The following is a 20,153-nucleotide window of genomic DNA, read 5'->3' as shown; positions in this document are numbered from 1 at the left end:
CATCTTTAATTTATGATGGAAGTCTTAGCGCAAACGGAGTCGCTGCATCCAAGAGTAAACGGTAATCATGTCTCCATCTGACCGATATTCTTGTCGTTGACCTAAATCTGACTGCAACAGAATAAAAAATAGCGAAAATTTTAAAATATCCGTGTATTTTCATTGAGTAAGGTAACAATATGTCGCTAGAGTTATTACAAGCTGCTGCACTGAACCTCAAAAAAGCAGTGCCTCTGATGCTCAAACATAAAATTCCGACCACACCCGTCAACTATGCGCTTTGGTACACTTATGTTGGTGAACAAAATCCCGAATTAAATCAACAACTCGATACTGTTATTGCCCAATACAACACTTGCCCTCCAGTTAGTAGCGAAATCTTGTATCGCCAATATGTTGCCGACCCAGTTGAACTCGATGTCAGAGAAATGCGCCAAAATCTGGATGCTATGGTGACTGAGCTTTCCCAATCACTCAAAGATACCAATCTAGATGCCAATGACTTCCAGTCGCGTATCGAAAGTAATTTTGAAAAGCTCAACCGCATCGAAGACGAAGGCTTTAGCGTCGAACAAGTACTCGATCTGGTCCGCAGCTTAGTGAAAGAGTCGGACAATATTCGCTCGAGCACAGAGTTCTTTACCGGTCAGCTGCAGAAGGCTCAAACCGAAATAGACGCACTAAAGAAAAAACTTGAACAAACAGAAAAAGACGTTCTCTACGATGCACTGACGGGCTGCTTTAATCGCCGCGCCTTTGACACTGATTTTGCAGGAATGATAGCCCAAGCCCCCTTAGGCACTTGTGTGATCTTGGCCGATATCGACCATTTTAAAGTGTTTAACGACACCTATGGCCACCAGCTCGGCGACCAAGTGTTACGCGCCGTGGCGAAACGACTACAGGAATCCTGCCGCGATGGCACGAAACTGTATCGGTTTGGCGGTGAAGAATTTGCGATTATTGTCCCTAAAAGTCAGCTACGTATCGCAAGGCAACTGGCCGAAGCTATGCGCCGTGGACTCGAAAAACTCAGTTTAAAAGACAGACGCAAAGACGAACGCATTAATAATATCAGTGCTTCCTTTGGCGTCGCCCAATGGCAAGAAAAACAAACGGGTATGCAATTGATTGAAGCGGCAGACAAATTACTTTATGAAGCCAAACGCTTAGGACGAAATCGTGTGCTGCCTATCAGTAACTGATGGTTATAACTTAGCCTGAAGCCGATAATTCAGCTTCAGGCTAAGATGATTAACAAAAGAGCATTTTTTTGAAAGCTACATGAAGGATTTAAATGAGATTTCAGATTAATGTTTGAAACGGCGAGAAACAGTTCCAATATTCCCTTGCACGCCACTCCCTATTGAAACGGATACATTCGTACCGTGTGTTTCCATCGACTCATTTTCGACGGGAATCGCCTGAACCACAAACCGCAGTTCAGCACTACCTTGAAGTGAATCGAAGGGATAACACGTAATTAACGTTAAGCGATTATCATCGGATGGCGCCATAAATTGAGTTTCTGTTTCATGTACTACCTGAGTCGCCACCACTTCATAAATAATGTGATTGCCTTTAAGCGTTTGTAACGATAATCGACGCCCCACCGCCATGCCATTGAGTATCGCAAAATGCGTATCCCTGTGGCCAGCAATCACAGTATTGCCTTTTTGCCCCGCTGGCGCACTGGACAACACCAGACTCGGACCAAAGGCCAAATTTCGCCCAGAAGCCCCCGCAAGAACGTATAAACTGTCATTAAGCTCTGCTTCAATATTGTTGTTCGCCGCCACTTGCTCACGATGAATAGACAGCTTTGCCACGGGATAGGTATCCGCCCATGACCAAGGCTTATGGGATTGGCCATCAGCCAAGGTTTTAGTCCACGCCTGTTCAATCAAATACTGGGCAAAGTGTGCTTTAGCTTGCATATAGAGTCCCTTTCCTAACAATGTTGCGCCAATTAAAAATAATCCCACCACTAAGAATCGCTGTGTTCTGCTTTTGCTCATCGCGCTTAACTCATCGTTCACTGGTAAGTGCCACCAAGGCCGCCTTCTCTTCCCGTCTTTGTCGAACAATCGATCCAGTAAGAATCAAGGCGAGTAGCAAGGTCAGCGCACCTAATAACATATCCAAACGGCTTGACGTCGCGGTTTGCGGCAAGGCTCCAAAAGGTTGCCAACCTAAGGGCAAGTGCTGACGAACCACGGCATCACGGCTCATTGCAGTTGAATCAATTGGGGTTAAGTCCACCGCCACTAAGCTGGTATAGGCGCTGACTAAGTGATAATTCATTGATAAGGCCGTCACTTGCTGTTTGACCTTGTCATCATTCGCGCCATTTTTACTCAACTCCAATGCACCAATCTGTTTACGCGCCCACAGTAAGTCTAAACCTGCACCTTGATGGGTCATCAATCCTGCGGAGTTGTCCTGCAGCGAGAGCGACTGTTGCCAGTTTTGATGCCCTTGGCGTCCTGAAATCACTAACTCCTGTGGCTCACGGGCGCTGCGCTTTAAACTCACGAGCACTGGCTCACCGCGGTACAGATCAGCAATCGGTGATGGCCAGTAATCGGGCACACTGCCATCATCAAAACGCACTTGAATATCGGTTAACACCGGATATTGAATTTTGCTCAGTAAGGCGCTGATCTTCTCATCGACTTCATCCACTTTGCCAATATAGGTAAAAGTGCCACGACCGAGTTCAGCCGCCCTTTGCATAAAGTGAGAATTAGGCGCCGAACCTATGCCGACAGTAAATAGGCGACTCTCGCCAATTTGATAGCGGATCAAATCAAATAACGCTTGTTCATTGCCCACAGAGCCGTCGGTCATAAAGATCACTTGGCGCAAAGGCTGCGTTGCATCAAGCGATACACTGCCCAAGGATTTTGGCAAGGCAGCGTCCAGTGCTAACGCCATTTCAGTGCCACCATCGGCCTGTAAACGGCTCACAAATTGACGGGCCCGTGACAAATTCGACGAGGTCGCCGGTAATGGCACTGCTGAGAACTGAGACAAACTGGAGTTAAATTCGATAATGTTAAAACTGTCCTCCGGCTTCAGTCCTTTTAACGCGTATAACAGTGCATTTTTAGCTTGAACGATAGAATCCCCCGCCATAGAGCCCGAAGTATCAATCACTAAAATTAATTCACGGGGCAAACTCGGCTGAGTACTATTTTCAACCTTAGGAGGCAACACCATGACGAGACTGTAATTATCATCATTTACGCCGCTGGTTTTACTTGTCTCAAGTGTATCCTGAGACAGATTTTCGCCATCGAGCTTATGGGTTTTACCTTGCTGATTAAACACCCAAGCCATTGGGCTAGTGCCCTGCTGTACTCGCCATTGCAGCACAAAATCCCGATTAGCGGGCACACGTTGCGCCAGCGATACATCGACCGCGCCGCTGTTGTCTTGCTTGAGTTTGATGTCATGGTAAGGACTCTCAATGGACGCTTTATCAACCCCCTTTGAGAGTAAAACTTGAATGTCTGCCTTCAGCACAGGATCGCATCCACTGGCGCCGTCCCGCACTGGTGCCACAATCCGGTCAGCATCAAACACCTGCGAACTTGTCACTCGGCTTGATTGGCGAACCAGTGCCATAGGATCATGTGAGTCGCTAGCACTTGAATCCGATGTTAATCCCGGAATATAACGGGGCGCGACCACCAGCGGAAAACGTAAACTAAACAAACCATCTTCATATTTAATGGTCTCCTGATAGCTGATTTCTACAATCAGCTCCTCTTGAGGTGCTAGGTTTGCGACTTCGGTCGTGAACATATTAGGCCGCTCTTGGCTCACTAAGCTGGCACGTTTGCCTTCAGCTTTCGCTTGCTCAAAAATCTGCTTGGCATCGGCCTTAGGATGAATTTGCCCTTCGATCACTCTCTGGCCTATATGTAATCGCAACGAATCCACCGCAGCCTCATTGGGCAGCGGGAACAAATATTGCCCATTCAACACAAATTCAGTGTTGTTGCGAAAAACCTGTTTCAAGCTCACGCGATTACTTAAGCCAGAGACTTGCATCGACACTTGTGTATCGAGCGGCAAAGATGGCACCCAAGCACCGCTCGGCTGGCGATAAAGCAACAGCCCCTGCGTAATATCATCGTAATTAATGATGTGTGACTCAGCACTATTTTGCCCGACCATTGCCGAAGCCATATTCTGTGGCGCAGACAATGTGCCGGTACTATTCGGCGAAGCTAATGCCACAAAGGGCAAACCCCAACACACGGCGGCACTGATCAGCAATACCGCTACCGCTTCACTCACTTCTTTTACCCTTTTCCCTGTGATCATCACAAAGGCTTCCTCTATTAACAAATATGAACTGATGTTAGTTGTCGTTAATATGAACGACGTAAAATGGACTGCTTAAATTGACCGCTAGTCAGCAGCATGCCTCGCCGTCAAGGCCAAATGAGGCTGTAGTGTTAATGTCACGCGGCGGTCGAACACATCCGATTCTCTGTCTTGGTCGGCTTGCAAAGGCGCTAAAGCGCCAAAGGCTTGAGTGGTCATACGCTCGGCAGTGACGCCTTGCTTAATCAGGTAGCCACGCACCTCCAGTAGACGCTGCTCAGAAAGGGCTTGGTTGTAACTCTCATCACCACGGCGGTCTGCATAGCCCTTCAGCTCAAGATTGAGTTCTGGTGACAAATTCATCACCTCAGCCACATCATCTAATTGAGGTAAAAAATGCGATTCAACCTCAGAGGAACCGGTACGAAACTGTACGCTAAGCCCCAAAGCAAGTTCACTGAGCAATTGACGTTGCGCTGACAGCAACTCATCAAGCTCTTGCTGCGCCTTGGTATATTCGCTCGCTCGTTTTTCGGCGGCTTGCTGTTTTACACTCCACTCGGATAACTGGGACTCTTGCAAATGGATCTGTCTTTGCTGAACGTGCAGAGTGTCTGTATCGCTGACTGATTTGCCAATTAAGGTGCCAGTGAACGCACCAATAATAGCCCCCACTGGACCACCGACTAACGCCCCCACTAAGGCTCCACCACCGAGGCCAATGAGGGCTTCCGGTTGTTCGTCCTCGCTTGCGTATTCGTCATCCATCGCTATACCGCTAGCATAGACATCATTTTCTAGGGTGAGGTCTTGTCCTATCACTTGGTTTTGCAGTGAAACCCGCGCGGACACACTGGCTATAGGTGCGCTTAATAAACTCAAAACCAATAGATTAATTAGTGTCTTTTTCATCATCTCATTCCTTTTTGATTATTAGCTGAGCTTGGACTCGTACCTGAAGCAATCCACTCAACACCACATCAGGTCAAACGGGTACAAAACTGAATGGGACTATTAAACACAAGTGGAATGGCATGAGCAGGGATGGAAAATGGCAATACAACTATCAATTGTGGCAACAAAATGGCAATTGCATTTGTGGCCTTTTTTCTCGGGTAAAATCCTGTATAGTCACGAAAACTTACTCCCCCAAGTCAATAGGAATACGGCTCTATGAAGCGTATCGCCATAGTGGAAGATGAAGCGGCCATTCGCGAGAATTACAAGGACGTGCTGCAACAACACGGTTACAGCGTGCAAACCTACGCCGACAGACCATCGGCCATGCTAGCCTTTAATACCCGTTTACCGGATTTAGCCATTATCGACATCGGCTTAGGTAATGAAATTGACGGCGGCTTTATGCTATGTCAGTCATTGCGCGCCATGTCGAGCACGCTGCCGATCATCTTTTTAACCGCCCGTGACAGTGACTTTGATACTGTGTGTGGTCTGCGTTTAGGCGCCGATGATTACTTGAGTAAAGAAGTGAGTTTTCCGCATTTAACCGCACGCTTAGCCGCATTATTTCGACGCTCTGAACTTGCGGCCGGCCAAACGGCGCAGGAAAACCTGCTCGAACGTGGCCCACTGACCATTGATGCCAACCGCATGCAAGTCTATTGGAACCAGTTACCAATCGAACTTACTGTGACCGAATTTTGGATGGTGCATGCGTTAGCCAAACATCCAGGCCATGTACGCAGTCGCCATGAATTAATGCAAGAGGCTAAAATCTTTGTCGATGACAGCACGATCACCTCCCATGTGAAACGCATTCGAAAAAAGTTTATCGCTACCGCGCCAGAGTTTGATTGTATTGATACTGTCTATGGTATGGGTTATCGCTGGGACAGCTTAGCCTGATCTATGGCTTAACCAACCTTTAAGCGCGCGGCGTTGAACCAGATAACCTTGGATAAATGAACTTTTAAACCCATTAATGCTGATCCCTAACTTATGACACGTTTCCCCTTTGGTCTACGCACTAAAGTCATCGGCCTTAGCCTGTTCTTGCTCTGCCTACCTTGGCTGGGGTATCAATATGTGTGGGAAATGGAAAAGTATCTTCGCCACGGCCAAGAACGCACCTTAGAAGGCACCACTCAAGCACTGGCCACAGCGCTGCACGAGCGGCCAAAATTGTTCGATGGGCAAGCGAGTTTTTTAAAGCAAGTGGAAAAAAGCCGCGATCTATACGCCTATCCACTGGCGGGGGCGATTCTACTCGACGGCAAACTCAACGAATGGCAGGAATATCAGCACAGATTTATCCAATACGGTGAGGCGCACCAAATTATGCGTGCCGATCCGAACGCCCCTCTGACCTTAAGCTTTACCCACATGGTCGGACAATACGATGGTTATCTGTATGCTTTTTTTCAAGTCATTGATCCAACAGTGGTACTGCGGGGTAAAAATGCCCTAAGTGTCGATAGAAACGATCATCTCTCGATTGCAACACTCGCGCCCGACAATAAATTCAAACGCTATATCGTTGCCACGACTCAACCCGGCTGGATCAGCGCCTTCGAATTACCCGCTAATCCTAAGCAAACTGTACCCGTCACACCTGAGGTGCGCATCCAAGGACAATGGGCGACGACAGATGTGGGCTACAATGTCGAGCTGCGTATTCCCTTAGACATGGTCGGCAGCAAACTCGGATTTGCCATTGCCGATGTCAACGACAGCAAATACCGTGATGTGGCTGCAGTTGTCGGCACCTCGGCCTTAGATACGGTCGACAATCTCGGCACAGTGCTGGTACCATCACCGGAAATTGAAAGTATTATCAAAGGCATGAGCCACTATAGCTCACGTATTTGGGTGGTCGATAAACACGGTCGCGTACTGGCAAAATCCGGCGACATTCGCGCGAATGACAGTGTATGGACCCGCACCTTAGAAGATGAAAAGAGCACCGCGCTGTGGGATACCTTCAAGCGTGATTATCTGCATCCGCTGTACTATAAAATTCTCACTAAACCGCCCAAAGACTTTATTGATTCCTTACAAGATTCCACTGAGCTTGACGGCAGTCATATCCAAAAAGCCCTCGCGGGTCAGCAAAGTTCGACTTGGCGGTTAACCCCAGACAACAAAGCTGTGGTACTCGCCGCCGCGAGCCCCATTTGGATTGATAACAATGTGATGGGTGCCGTCGTCGCCGAAGAAACCACCCACGGAATTCGAACCCTACGCAACCGAGCGCTGGAAAAACTCTTTAACGTGATTTTGACCATAATGAGTATGGGCACCTTGGCGCTGTTCTTCTTCGCCTCGAGTATTTCTAACCGCATTCGTAAATTGCGCGATGAAGCCGAAAATGCCATCGACAGCCAAGGCCGTGTGCGTAATCACCTCAAACCGTCGAAAGCTCGGGATGAAATTGGCGATCTGTCCCGTAGCTTCTCTAGCATTGTGGGGCGACTGGGTCAGTACACTCACTATCTAGAAAACATGTCGTCGCGCCTGTCCCATGAGTTACGTACGCCCGTGGCTGTGGTGCGTTCATCCCTTGAGCATTTAAACCTGCAGACCTTAGATAAAGACACGCAAAAATATGTCGACCGCGCCCAAGAAGGTGTCAGCCGCTTAAGTATGATTTTAAACAACATGAGCGAGGCAACACGCCTAGAGCAGAGTTTAACGCAGGCCGATATCACTAAGTTCCCACTCTCCCAAGTGGTCAGTGGCTGTATGCAAGGTTATCAAATGACCTATCCAGAACAAGGCTTTAGCGTAAAAGTGCCCGAGCAACCACTGATGATGCAAGGAGTGCCGGAATATATCGCCCAGTTGATGGACAAACTTATCGCCAACGCCATTGAGTTTTGTGATAAAGACAGTGCTATCGAAGTCACGCTCACCCAAGTGGGTAAGCAAGCGACATTGCTTATCAGTAACTTAGGACCAGAATTACCCGTTGATATGTCAGAGCAGATTTTTGATTCCATGGTGTCGGTACGGATAAATCAAGTCCAAGACAAACCCCATCTTGGATTAGGTTTGTATATCGCACGATTGGTCGCCGAGTTTCACCAAGGACAAATCCTCGCCCGCAATCGCAGCGAGCATAATGGTGTGGATATCCTTGTTACCTTACCTTTAAATTAAGAACATACTGGCTTTAAGTTGAGCGTGTTACAGCTTTTAAGCCCTGCGTCATAATCTCAATAGCTAAAATACAGGAGGCCAATAACATGAGCCAAACTCATCACGCGCCTCCTGTCATTTATGCGGGCAGATGCTAAGATGACCGCCATAACAATCGATTAGAAACGCCAATTATTCTCCTAAATTGTTCAACCTCTTCGTTCAACCTAAATGCCAAGGTAATGATCCAATGACAGATAAACATCATCAAGCCACTCAAATCGTCAGCTTAGGTCGAGACAAAAAATGGACCAAAGGCGTGATCAATCCGCCCGTCTTTCGCGCTTCGACTATCGTCTTCGAAACCATGGATGAAATGCGCCACGCCGCGAAAAATAAAACCAATGGCGAGATGTTTTATGGCCGCCGTGGCACCCCAACCCATTTTGCCTTTCAGGCCGCGATTGCCGAACTAGAAGGCGGCGTCGGTACGGCGCTGTATCCTTCTGGCGCTGCGGCGATCAGTGCGGCGCTACTGTCATTTTTAAAAACGGGCGATCACCTGTTAATGGTTGATAGCGTGTATGAGCCAACGCGGGATCTGTGCACCCATATTCTCGGCGGTTTTGGTATCGAAACCACTTACTACGATCCGCTGATTGGCGCAGGCATTCGCGACCTTATTCGCCCCAATACTAAGGTACTGTTTTTAGAGTCTCCGGGCTCCATCACCATGGAAGTGCAAGATGTACCGACCTTGTGCCGCATCGCCCACGAACATGGGCTGATCACTATGCTGGACAATACTTGGGCCTCGCCCATCAATAGCAAACCCTTTGAAATGGGTGTAGATATCTCAATTCAAGCGGCGACCAAATATATCGTCGGTCACTCGGATGTGATGATAGGCACGGCCACGGCCAACGAAAAATACTGGCCACAATTACGTGAACACAGTTATTTGATGGGACAAACCACATCACCAGACGATGTGTACCTTGCTGCCCGCGGCCTACGTACCTTAGGCGTGCGTATGGCGCAACATGAAAAAAATGCACTGCAAGTGGCCAACTGGTTGAAAACCCGGCCAGAAGTCGATCATCTACGTCACCCCGCGTTCGATACATGCCCCGGGCACGAATTCTTTAAACGCGACTTTAATGCCTCCAACGGCTTGTTCTCCTTTATCTTAAAACAGGGCGATGGCGATGCGGTCACCGCACTGGTTGAAAATATGAGTCACTTTAAGATGGGCTTTTCTTGGGGCGGCTACGAGAGCTTAATCCTCGGCATTTTCGGTATTGAAAAAATCCGATCAGCGACGCAATGGGATGCGAGCAAACCTTTGATCCGTTTACATATTGGTTTAGAAGATCCCGCTGATTTAATCGCCGATCTCAGTGCTGGGTTTGAACGCTTTAACGCAGTATTGGCGGCCAAAGCTAAGTAAGTGCTAGCTGAATATAAAAAAGGGGCGGAATAAATATTCTGCCCCTTCTCTTATCGATACTGACACAAATACGAATGTTTATTGCAATATCATTATGCTTATCGCAAATAAACCGCTAAACCATAAACTCTACGGTGATTAATTCGCTTTCGTTCCAATACTTAATGCAGGATCGACCCAAGCCGCAGAGCCATAAAGCGGCACTGTTGAGAGCGCATGTTTATGGCTACCATTGGTCTCTTTCGTCGAATAGGACAAATACAACAGAGTCTGATTTTGCGCATCATAAATTCGGCGCACTTTTAATGACTTAAATAAAATACTCAGGGATTCGGTGAAAATCACTTCGCCGTGTTTTCCCATGTCTATCTTCGCCAGATCGGCCGCAGTAATTGGCCCAGTTTGACGGCAACTGATCCCCATATCGGACGGATCGGCAAAGTCTAAATTGGCTTCGATACGACTGATATGGCAAGTCACCCCAGGTATTTTAGGATCGTTTTTAGCATCAATAATCACATCTTTAGTGGTAAAAAGCCCTAAGCTCACCTTACCCACATCGTCACCACAACCCGCAAGCAATAAACCTACAGAGGCCGCAAACACACACTTCAACAGAGTTTTCATTCATACATCCTTTTACATTAGTGCCTATATGTTAGCGCTTATATATTAATGCGTAGCGAATAGCTTTTGTGCCCAGCGGGTTAATCCTGCTGTCACAGAACCAAAGTGATCGCCGACCACGACCGGAATATCGGGATAAATACCAGCGATTTTCGCATAAATCGCAGGGCTTCGTGCCGTACCCCCCGTCACGTAAATCACATCGGGTTTGCACTCTGCTTCAGCGGATAAATCCTCTGTTGCTGAGCGGTTTACCGCGACATTTGTTGCAGCCAAAGTTTTTGCAGCTTGCGTGAGCGCTTGGTGCATCAGGGCTTCCACTTTCGTCAGTGACGGCTCAATGGCATTTTCAAACAATTCACGACTCACACCCGCGTGCAGCGCCGCTTCGATAAAATCCAGATTAACATCTGTATTATCGGTATCTGATAGCGCAATTTTCGCACGCTCGGCTTGGCGAACCAGTTGATAGCTTAACTGCTGCTGTTGCACCTTTAACAATCGCTTAAGTAACTGTGGCTGCTCGGCTTCTTTAACCAATTCATCAATCAATTTACGGCTACTTAAGGTACTGAATTCTCGCTGGGCGCTAATATCATTCACTGCGACCGCATTCCAAAATGTTTTACTGGGCATAGGTTTGCCATTAATCATCAAGGAACCTAAACCAAAGTGCGGCATAAAGGCATTCATTGCAAGGGCGATATCGAGATCGTTACCGCCGATCCGCTGGCCGCTGTGACCGAGGAAATCTTCACTGCGATCCGCTTTTTGTTTATGGGCGGGTCCCATTTTGACCACAGAGCAGTCCGTTGTACCGCCGCCGACGTCGACGACCAATACCGTTTTGTTGTCGGTCAAGGTCGCTTCATAATCCATCCCCGCCGCTAACGGCTCGAACAGAAAATCAACGTCGATGAAACCCGCGCGTTTTGCCGCTAAGGTCAAAATGGCTTCGGCCTGACGGTTACTCTCTTCTCCGCCTATGCCTTGAAAGTTCACCGGACGACCAATAATCGCATGGGTGATCATCGCAGTGCTACCCTGTTTAATAAGGTCCTTTTCAACTAACACAGATTCGGCGCGCACTTTAATGTGCTGCATCATCAAGGTAACAATATCTTCAAACAGGGCCACTTGTTCGGGTCTAAGTCCTGTCGCGCCTAAAAAGGATTTTGGCGAACGGACATAGAATCCCTCCTCCGGCATCTCTAAATACGCGCTTACCGCCTGCTCGCCAACAAATACAGCCTGAACATCGGCATCGAGATCTAACTCATGACGCACCATACGGGCACGACTCAATTGCGCGGCGCGCTTTTTGGCGTAATCGGCTTTCAATTCAGTGGGAAGACCACGATAAACCGCCTCGGCGATCAGTTCCCTGTCCATCGCGTATAAGGTCGAAGGCAAATAAGCTGATTGCTCTGATAACGCCAATAACTGCACACCATCATCCAGCATGATCCCTACGGCGCAGTTAGCACTACCATAATCAAATCCAACAAACATACCTTTTACTCCCGCGATAAAAAAGCCGAGCAAGATAACATAGTTTGCGATAATGCCCAAGGAGTTAACACTGACGGATTTATTCTCAAGGAAACCGCGCTTGCACAGTTTCTCAAGGCTTAAATCGCAGTGACGCGAACTGAGTTTAAGCTCAATCCAAGATGATCATCATAAGGTCATATTTCTGTCACACTCGTCATCAAGTTGACATATTTCCCTCGTATCTTTATCCCAGATAAATCCCAGACTGATTTTGGCGTGTACGCAATATTTATCATTGAAATTCCTTCACTTGTCGGCAGTAAATCTGATTGCACAACGGCGGATGAATGCTATTGTATATTGCGCCATGACGCTTGCTTAAAGGAGCTGTGCAGTGTCCCCGAATACCGATAAACTTTCGATTGATAAAGAACTCTCTTGGTTGTCTTTTAATGAGCGGGTATTGCAAGAAGCCTGCGATCACAATGTTCCCTTAGTGGAGCGAGTGCGCTTTTTAGGGATATTTTCCAATAACATGGATGAGTTTTTTAGGGTGCGTGTGGCTGCGGTCAGACGCTCCATTTTGCTGTCATCCCTGCAGGAAGGTCGCAGTAATAGCCGCCATTTAATGGCCAAGATCCAATCGAAAGTGATGGCATTGCAAGAAAGGTTCGATGGCATATACACGGATTTAATGCGCGAACTTGTACGTCGTAATATTTTGTTAATCAATGAGAAACAATTAAGCGAGTTCCACAGCGACTGGCTGAAAAAGCATTTTAGAGATCATTTCAAACGCCATATCGCGCCGCTTATGGTCAATAATAATCGCGATCTGATCAAGCAAATCAACGACGATGCCACCTATTTGTGTGTGTGTTTGTTCACTAAAGCTCGCCGCCAATACGCCTTAGTCGAAGTACCGACTAAAAATGTGCCGCGGTTTATCGAACTCCCAGCCGAAAAGAGTAAAGCGAAAAAATATCTGATTTTATTAGATAACATTATTCGCCACTGCGTAGATGAACTCTTTGGTCCCTTCTTCGAGTACGATGCTATCGAAGTGTATTCGATGAAGTTAACCCGCGATGCCGATTTTGATATCACTGACGAGCTTGAACAAACCCAGCTTGAGAAAATGACCAAGGGATTGAAAAAACGTCTTACCGCCGAGCCTGTGCGCTTAGTGTATGACAAAGAAATGCCTGAACACATGTTGGTGATGCTCAAAGAAAACCTGAACATCAGCTCGACTGAATGTTTGATCCCAGGCGGGCGTTACCACAGCTTTAAAGACTTTATCGCCTTTCCCAACCCGAGCCGCGACTACCTCGAAAACGAAAAACTACCGGCGCTCAATAGTGCAGGTTTTGGCCGCAGTGCCAACAGTTTCGATGCGATTCGGATGGGCGATATAATGCTCAATTATCCGTACCATAAGTTTTCCCACTTTACCGAAATGGTGCGCCAAGCGGCCTACGATCCGGCGGTGCGCTTTATTCGAATTAATTTATATCGAGTGGCGAAAAAATCCCATGTGATGCAATCACTTATCGATGCAGTGAAAAACGGCAAACAAGTCACCGCCGTAATTGAACTCAGGGCCAGATTCGATGAGCAATCCAACATCGAATGGACCCGCATCTTGGCCGAAGCGGGCGTCAAAGTTCACCACGGTATCACCAGCTTAAAAGTGCATTCCAAGTTGTGTTTAATTGGCCGTGAGGAACAAGGGGAAATCAAACTCTATTGTCACGTCGGCTCAGGCAACTTTAACGAAGGCACGGCGCGGGTCTACACCGACTTGTCGCTATTCACCGCTAATCAAGAAATTGCCCGTGAAGTAGAGCAAGTATTTGACTTGATTGAACATCCGTATCGCCGCGATAATTTCCAGCATTTAATTGTGTCGCCCTACGATGCCAGACAAAAACTGAGCCATTTAATTGATAATGAAATCGTTAATGCCCAGAGCCATATGAAGGCGGCGATTACCTTAAAATTAAATAACTTACTCGATGAATCCTTGGTCCAAAAACTCTATGAGGCTTCAGCCGCTGGGGTCAAAATCAAGTTACTTATTCGCGGCATGTGTTCGCTTATCCCGCAAATTCCGGGGATCAGCGACAACATCGAAGTCTATAGTATCGTCGACCGATTCCTCGAACACTCACGGGTGATGCTGTTCCACGCGGGTGGAGAGAACAAACTCTTTATCTGCTCCGCCGACTGGATGAGCCGCAACATAGATAATCGCGTTGAAGTGAGTGTGCCGATTTATGATCTGCGCCTAAAACAGATGATAATGGATATTTTATCCTTACAGTTCAATGACAACACTAAAGCACGTGTCATTAACAAGGAACAAAGTAATCCTTATCGGAATCGCGGTAACAAACGAAAAGTGCGTTCTCAAATTGCCATTTATCAATATCTGATTAATTATGAGAAGCGCCAACTGCAAGAATTTAATGCCTTACGTATGTCCACCCATGAGGGTGACGCTGAGCGAGAAGTGAAAACTCAGCCTGACATAACACCTGAGTTACGGGCCAAAGCCAGCTAATCACTGGCTTTATATCGCTTTGATTGCCTAAGGATAATCCGATTGGTAACCACATATTCGCACACACAGTCACACGCTACGCCCAGCAATGTACTCGCAAACTCTAAATCGCGCCACTTTGTCGCCATCGATATGGGGTCGAACAGTTTTCATCTGGTCATTGCCCGCGAGCAAGATGGCAGTTTGCAGATTTTACATAAAGAAAAACAACAGGTTCAGCTCGCCACTGGGCTCAATGCGCAAAATATTCTCGACAATGACGCCATAGAACGTGGCCTCAATTGTTTGCGGGATTTTAACCAAAGATTTTCCAATCTCGACCAAGCGCAAGTGCGATTAGTGGCCACCCACACTCTGAGAATTGCCAAAAACCGCGATCAGTTTATCGAGGCTGCGCTCGCCATCATGCCCTATCCGGTGGAGGTCATTTCGGGCCATGAAGAAGCGCGTTTGATTTATAACGGTATTGCCCAAAGCCAAGTGCTAGGAAAAAGTAATTTAGTCATCGACATCGGTGGCGGTTCTACCGAAGTGGTGATCGGCCAGAAAAATACCCCAACTCAGTTATCTAGCCTGCGCTGCGGTTGTGTGAGTTTTAATGAGCGTTTCTTTATTGATGGGCTCATCACCCCGGCCTCATTTCGCGATGCCCAAAGTGCGGCCGATAAGCAGTTCGCGTCGCTCTCAAAGGAATATTTCGCGGGCGGCTGGGAACTCACCTTGGGTAGCTCAGGCACAGTGAAAGCCATCTGCGAAGCAATTCAAGAAGAGCACGGCGATGAAACCATCACGCTACCACGACTCAAACAGCTCAAAATCAAGTTGATCAAATGTGGCCATATTAGCCAAATCCAATTTGCCAACGTCGATGATAAACGCATTCCCTTAGTGCCCGCCGGACTTGCCATTTTAATCAGCTTTTTTAGGCGCTTACCGATTCAAAAACTTGAGTTTAGCCCAGGCGCACTGCGTGAAGGCGTACTCTATGAACTGGCAAAGATTGGTCAATATCAGGATATTCGCCACCGCACCGTCGACAGTATTGCCCAGCTTTATCATATCGATATGGCCCACGCCGCTAAGGTACGCGACACTGCCATGGCCTTGTTTGAACAGGTCGCCGACGAATGGCAATTAAGGCCCCATGCGCGCTTGCTCGCCTATAGCGCGACTTTACATGAGATCGGATTACACATTAATTCAAAATCCCTGCACAAACACGGCGGTTACATTATCAGTAACAGTGACTTACCTGGGTTTAGCGAAGCATTACAGCTGGATTTAGCGCGGCTTATCACCAATCACAGAAAAAAGCCTAACGAATTAATGCTGGCTGAGCTCGATCCCAACCATAAGCTCACACTCAATCGCCTGCTCTGCTTGCTTAGGCTCGCTGTCTTGCTCAATCTTGGCCGTATCGCTAAGACGCTGACCTTAGATCATATTAAAGTGATCCCCGATGGACTCATGCTAGTACTACCGAGCCATAAGCGGAAAATCAGCTTGTTTATGAAAGATTTACAGCGAGAACAAAAACAAATGCTCACCCTTGGAATGAACCTGCGTTTAGTGTCTAGTCTGACTTAGCGGTTACGGCGTTAGCTCAGCCTAACGTGGCCGAGGCGAGTGTGGGTTAGCTCTGTGTGAATGCGTTTAGCGAGGATTCGGCACTGTTCGGCGCTAAAATATTGCCCTTAATCGAGGGCCATTATCTCGCCTAAAACAAGGTTAAGTTAGCTGTCAATCTGGCTAGGTAACCGGATTTCAACAGCATAGCGGTAGACTTAATCTATGCGCCACAACAGATTAAAGTTTAAAGGATTTTTAACCCTTCACTAAAGCACAAATTCCTGCTCGCGCGTTTGCCGCTGAGTGGGAATTTCTGCTATCATCCACGGCTGACTAATCATAATTCCACGAATTTAAAGATAATCAGAGTCAAACCCTTTTTATCTCGCGATATCAGCCCCATCGCCTGCAGGTACAAGTATGATTAACCACTTTAGTGTGCTTGGTATAAAACCCAGTGCCAAAGAAGACGACATTAAAAAAGCCTATCGACGGCTGTCAAACAAATATCATCCCGACAAGTTGTTAGGCGCCTCGGAAGAGGAAAAGCAGCAAGCCGCCGTACAACTTGAACGCGTTAAAAATGCTTATGATGTGTTGTCCGATCCTAAGCGACGAAATGCGTTTATCAAAGATTTCAATAACGTCATAGTGACCGATCCCGCTAGTGCCATGCGCGAGCTGTGGGATCAATTTTATCCTTGAGCGTTTTCTAGAGTAAGTGCCAAATGGTCAAAAAACTGAATATCTCACGCATTAATGAGCTAAAAAATAATGCCTACGACAATATCGAGTCCTACGACGATCCCGATACACCTAAAGCGCTAGAGCAATTTACTAGCCAAATCAAAAAGGTGTTAGAAGCCGATCCTAAGATGCTCGATACTGTGCCTGAGTACCTGCCTGTCGCGCTTTACGGTCGAATTAAGTTTCCCGCCGAAGCCAAACTCAAGTGGGCACATTGGATAAACACGGCAACTCAACCCGAGTGGGATGAGTTTAAAGTCACGATTGGCTTTAACAATGCTGATTTACCTTTAGTGTTAGCCGTGCGTGGTTACTCGGAAACCTTACTGATTGAAAGCTGCGCCGTGCTGTATTTACTTGAAACTCAAGGTAAAGCAACGCCAGCAGCAAAACATCACGACGATGAAGATGATGACAACGATTATGTTGGCACCTCAGATAACGACGATGATGATGAAGGCGAAGAGGAAGATGGCTACTACGATCACTACGATGATGAGGACCGCTAATGAACACTAGTCTCATTGAGATTACCGTCGCCGAAATTAAAGAGTTGGCGGACGTAGAGCCAAAACAAGCGAGCAAACGCTTTGAAATCATTGCAAATACCATGAGCGACGAGCAATTAGTCGAAGTCATCGAACACATGGATATCGTCACGCTGACCCAAATCAACAGTCACCATGATATCTCTTGCCCTTCGATCATGTCTGAACTCATGACCCCGGAACAAATTCGCGACATCGTCTGTCAGCAACCTTTGTACTGGGAAGAAAAAATCAAAAACAATGCCGAAGAACTTATTCAGCATACCTTTGATTTTTTGACCTATTTAATTCGCATTCAAGATAGCGAAGAAAAGCAAACTGCGATTTTAGAATGTATCGCCGAAGATCCTGCGGGCCTCTTCTACCTGTCGATCCCTTTCATCGAAATGATGTTAGGCGAAAAACATGAAGATGAAGACGGCTACACAGATCTCTACGATGATGAAGAAGACACTGAAACCATCGGCTACGACAGCCGCGTCGCCAGTGAAGATGCACACAGCCTTAGCATAGACGACCCACGCAGCCTAATGGCCTTGATCCACGAGCTCGCGCCCGATGTTGAAAAAGCCATTAAGAGTCTGCTACGAAACGAAAGCTCAGGTTGGGAAATGATCATCAGCAAGTTTGTCAACGAGCTGGTTATTCAAGCCAAAGAGAAAAACCAAGTGACGGATGAATACGCTGAAGTCGATGATATGTTTAGCTTTTTGGATTAAGGAATTATTTGATGCAACTGGTACTGCGTGATGTAGATCAAGGACCCTACCTGAGCAAGGTATTGATCCAAGGCCAAGCAGACGAAACGCTGAGCGGTGAACAGCTGTCACAAATCAAATCCAAAGCCATTTTGATGAGCCTCAAACTGGCCGATAAGTTTTACAACAAGTACAAAATGCACCTGCTCGAACAAGCAGCGCACGATGTCATTGGTGTGGTCAGCCTTGGTTTGATGGAATTATCAAACCAAAACCTGCAGCAGGCGATACGCCTGTTGATCACCGCCGATGGCGTAGTCAAATGCTTCCAAAAAGGCTGGAGCATGCTCAGCACTGTCAGCAAGCATAAACTCGTCAACGGCAAGTCACTGTACGGCGATGTCGACAAGTTCTTGCTAGAACAAGTGTCTAGCCCGCCAGATGCGGAAGAGTGGTTAGGCTATGAAGCCTATCAAGATGCCCTGCTTGAACACCAACGCCAACAGTCAATTGCGGCCTTATTGGCACAGTTTTACGCGCAATCGAGCTATGATCCGCTAGATTTTCTCAATCTAGAGAGTGTATTAGCCGAAGCGGTACTGTATCGATTGTTGTTTGATGGCGCCAAAGTCAGACAAGATTTGAAAAAGCGTATCGGCAAAATCACCTTAAAAGAGGAGTGGTTTACCCGTGAGCATATTGAATTGGAAACTCAGAAAGCGTTAGCAGAATTACCCGCAGAACTCGCTGAAACCATCAGTAAAGATCTCGGTAAAAACTTTGTCCCCGCCCTACTGCGTACCCTGCACTTTGCGAAAAGCTATCGCGAACTCTTACTCAGCGACGCTTCACCCGAGCGCTTAGAAAGATTCGAACATAAAGAAGGTCTCGTCGGCCTCCTCGGCTGGCCACTCTACATAGTACTTTGATCGGTCCTTTAATCAGTACTGTGCTCAGTAGGTTAACGAGTGCTTGAGTCGCTTTAAAATGAGTGCTTTATTGAAAAATAAAGCACTTTTTTAATGTCTTTTGTCTCTATGCTCAATCCCAACAATCAGTATTGACGTCTCAGTTTTGAGTGGTTTTAGCTTTAAAATAAGTAACTTACAGAGATAAAACTCTTCAGTTAGATAAATTCTGGAGATTCATCCCTCCTCAGATAACCCCAAATTCGAAACATGCCATTTTCTATCGAATAAGGAATTGAATATTGGGCTAATTGTGCGCTTACAACATCAGAAAAGTCCGTCACTCGATCCGCCACTAATCTGCCTAGCCATTCTCTTTTGAATGGATCAACTTCTAACCACTCAATGGTTTCTGCTATTTCAAGTAACTCGTGCCACCACACGGCAGTAAAACCTGCATTAGGGTTTTCATCATAAATCAATTTGTATCGCACATAGGGAATAAAGTCTTCAGACTCATTCAAAGCCTTTTCAAGCTCGCACCACTTTGTTTTATTCATTACAGACGAAAGCTGATGCTCGTTTACATACTTCAAAACTTCAGAATTCATTTTTTAGTGTCTCAAGCGACTAAGTGAAAAACTAAATGATATAGCTTTAATAGATATATATTGCCAATAAAAACTAATTAAAATGACAGATAAAATGATGGGCAATAAATTAGGCCATCCATTTTAAACCGTGGAGCGCTTATTGGTTTGACCTACTCATATAAGCTTGCCATCGTATTTGCTCGTCGACAGGGTGAATAGAAGCCTAGGGATTCTAAGTTTATGAACGAGAGCCATGGAGGGCGAACTGGCAGTTAAGCATGGATGTTGTTCCAGTCCATCCTAGAATGCCCTTCCGTAGGGCGGATAGTCGTCACGCGAGTCACCATGGCACGCCTTTTTGCGCACTAGCATAACTTGTATATTTAAAGCGATACGCCGCACGCTTTTGGACAGAAATGTTTGGGGAGCAGTAATTTCAGTTGTTAGAAGTTTAGCGTTTACGGGTATCCACTCGCACAGGCTTGCCATGGCATTCGCTCGTCGACTCGCAGCAAGT

Annotated in this window: 16 protein-coding genes; 10 read left to right on the top strand and 6 right to left on the bottom strand. The window is 46.8% G+C overall.

What is annotated here, in order from left to right; translation table 11 throughout:
• Positions 1-179: 179 nt before the first annotated feature.
• Positions 180-1,205, top strand: coding sequence for a GGDEF domain-containing protein (locus tag L5L97_RS10550; protein ID WP_028760265.1), 1,026 nt, complete (start codon positions 180-182; stop codon positions 1,203-1,205).
• Between the two features lie 105 nt (positions 1,206-1,310).
• Here the strand turns inward: L5L97_RS10550 and L5L97_RS10545 are convergent, their stop codons facing one another.
• From L5L97_RS10545 to pdsO, 3 genes are all read right to left on the bottom strand, one after another.
• Positions 1,311-2,018 (bottom strand): class GN sortase, encoded by a 708-nt coding sequence (locus L5L97_RS10545; RefSeq protein ID WP_263181828.1) that lies wholly within the window; start codon positions 2,016-2,018, stop codon positions 1,311-1,313.
• Between the two features lie 10 nt (positions 2,019-2,028).
• Entirely contained in the window at positions 2,029-4,335 is a 2,307-nt protein-coding gene (locus L5L97_RS10540) for a marine proteobacterial sortase target protein (RefSeq protein ID WP_263181827.1), read from the bottom strand.
• Between the two features lie 87 nt (positions 4,336-4,422).
• Complete coding sequence (pdsO, locus tag L5L97_RS10535) at positions 4,423-5,253, bottom strand: sortase-associated OmpA-like protein PdsO (RefSeq protein WP_263181826.1); 831 nt, start codon at positions 5,251-5,253, stop codon at positions 4,423-4,425.
• Between the two features lie 258 nt (positions 5,254-5,511).
• Here pdsO and pdsR point away from each other — a divergent pair, with 258 nt between their 5' ends.
• From pdsR to L5L97_RS10520, 3 genes are all read left to right on the top strand, one after another.
• Positions 5,512-6,204: a proteobacterial dedicated sortase system response regulator gene (gene pdsR, locus L5L97_RS10530; protein ID WP_263181825.1), complete on the top strand. Its 693-nt coding sequence runs from the start codon at positions 5,512-5,514 to the stop codon at positions 6,202-6,204.
• A gap of 93 nt (positions 6,205-6,297) precedes the next feature.
• The gene (gene pdsS, locus L5L97_RS10525; RefSeq protein WP_263181824.1) at positions 6,298-8,457 is read left to right on the top strand and encodes a proteobacterial dedicated sortase system histidine kinase; all 2,160 of its coding nucleotides are present in this window, start codon (positions 6,298-6,300) and stop codon (positions 8,455-8,457) included.
• 229 nt (positions 8,458-8,686) lie between these two features.
• Positions 8,687-9,886, top strand: coding sequence for a cystathionine beta-lyase (locus L5L97_RS10520; RefSeq protein WP_263181823.1), 1,200 nt, complete (start codon positions 8,687-8,689; stop codon positions 9,884-9,886).
• 138 nt (positions 9,887-10,024) lie between these two features.
• Here the strand turns inward: L5L97_RS10520 and L5L97_RS10515 are convergent, their stop codons facing one another.
• On the bottom strand, positions 10,025-10,513 hold the full coding sequence (locus L5L97_RS10515) for a CreA family protein (protein ID WP_198572713.1): 489 nt from the start codon (positions 10,511-10,513) through the stop codon (positions 10,025-10,027).
• Positions 10,514-10,558: 45 nt separating this feature from the next.
• Complete coding sequence (gene yegD / locus L5L97_RS10510) at positions 10,559-12,025, bottom strand: molecular chaperone (RefSeq protein ID WP_263181822.1); 1,467 nt, start codon at positions 12,023-12,025, stop codon at positions 10,559-10,561.
• A gap of 376 nt (positions 12,026-12,401) precedes the next feature.
• Between yegD and ppk1 the strand changes: the two genes are divergently transcribed.
• From ppk1 to atcC, 6 genes are all read left to right on the top strand, one after another.
• Complete coding sequence (ppk1, locus tag L5L97_RS10505; RefSeq protein ID WP_028760273.1) at positions 12,402-14,573, top strand: polyphosphate kinase 1; 2,172 nt, start codon at positions 12,402-12,404, stop codon at positions 14,571-14,573.
• Between the two features lie 42 nt (positions 14,574-14,615).
• On the top strand, positions 14,616-16,160 hold the full coding sequence (gene ppx, locus L5L97_RS10500) for an exopolyphosphatase (protein ID WP_028760274.1): 1,545 nt from the start codon (positions 14,616-14,618) through the stop codon (positions 16,158-16,160).
• Between the two features lie 402 nt (positions 16,161-16,562).
• Positions 16,563-16,847 (top strand): J domain-containing protein, encoded by a 285-nt coding sequence (locus tag L5L97_RS10495; RefSeq protein WP_006081330.1) that lies wholly within the window; start codon positions 16,563-16,565, stop codon positions 16,845-16,847.
• 23 nt (positions 16,848-16,870) lie between these two features.
• Positions 16,871-17,398, top strand: coding sequence for a cold adaptation protein AtcA (gene atcA / locus L5L97_RS10490; RefSeq protein ID WP_115015148.1), 528 nt, complete (start codon positions 16,871-16,873; stop codon positions 17,396-17,398).
• Positions 17,398-18,156, top strand: a complete 759-nt coding sequence (gene atcB / locus L5L97_RS10485; RefSeq protein ID WP_006086363.1) for a cold adaptation protein AtcB — start codon at positions 17,398-17,400, stop codon at positions 18,154-18,156. The genes atcA and atcB overlap by 1 nt, the downstream gene beginning before the upstream one ends.
• 11 nt (positions 18,157-18,167) lie before the next feature.
• Positions 18,168-19,064 carry a cold adaptation protein AtcC gene (gene atcC / locus L5L97_RS10480; RefSeq protein WP_263181821.1) on the top strand — a complete coding sequence of 299 codons (897 nt, stop codon included), beginning with the start codon at positions 18,168-18,170 and terminating at the stop codon, positions 19,062-19,064.
• Between the two features lie 197 nt (positions 19,065-19,261).
• Here atcC and L5L97_RS10475 read toward each other — a convergent pair whose 3' ends face one another.
• Positions 19,262-19,654: a DUF6678 family protein gene (locus L5L97_RS10475; protein ID WP_263181820.1), complete on the bottom strand. Its 393-nt coding sequence runs from the start codon at positions 19,652-19,654 to the stop codon at positions 19,262-19,264.
• Positions 19,655-20,153 lie beyond the last annotated feature (499 nt).

The organism is Shewanella sp. SM71 (assembly GCF_025653905.1).
In the GTDB taxonomy this organism is placed as follows: Bacteria; Pseudomonadota; Gammaproteobacteria; order Enterobacterales; family Shewanellaceae; genus Shewanella; species Shewanella oncorhynchi.
Note: the sequence above shows the minus strand (reverse complement) of the source record. Positions and strands in the feature narration are given on the sequence as shown.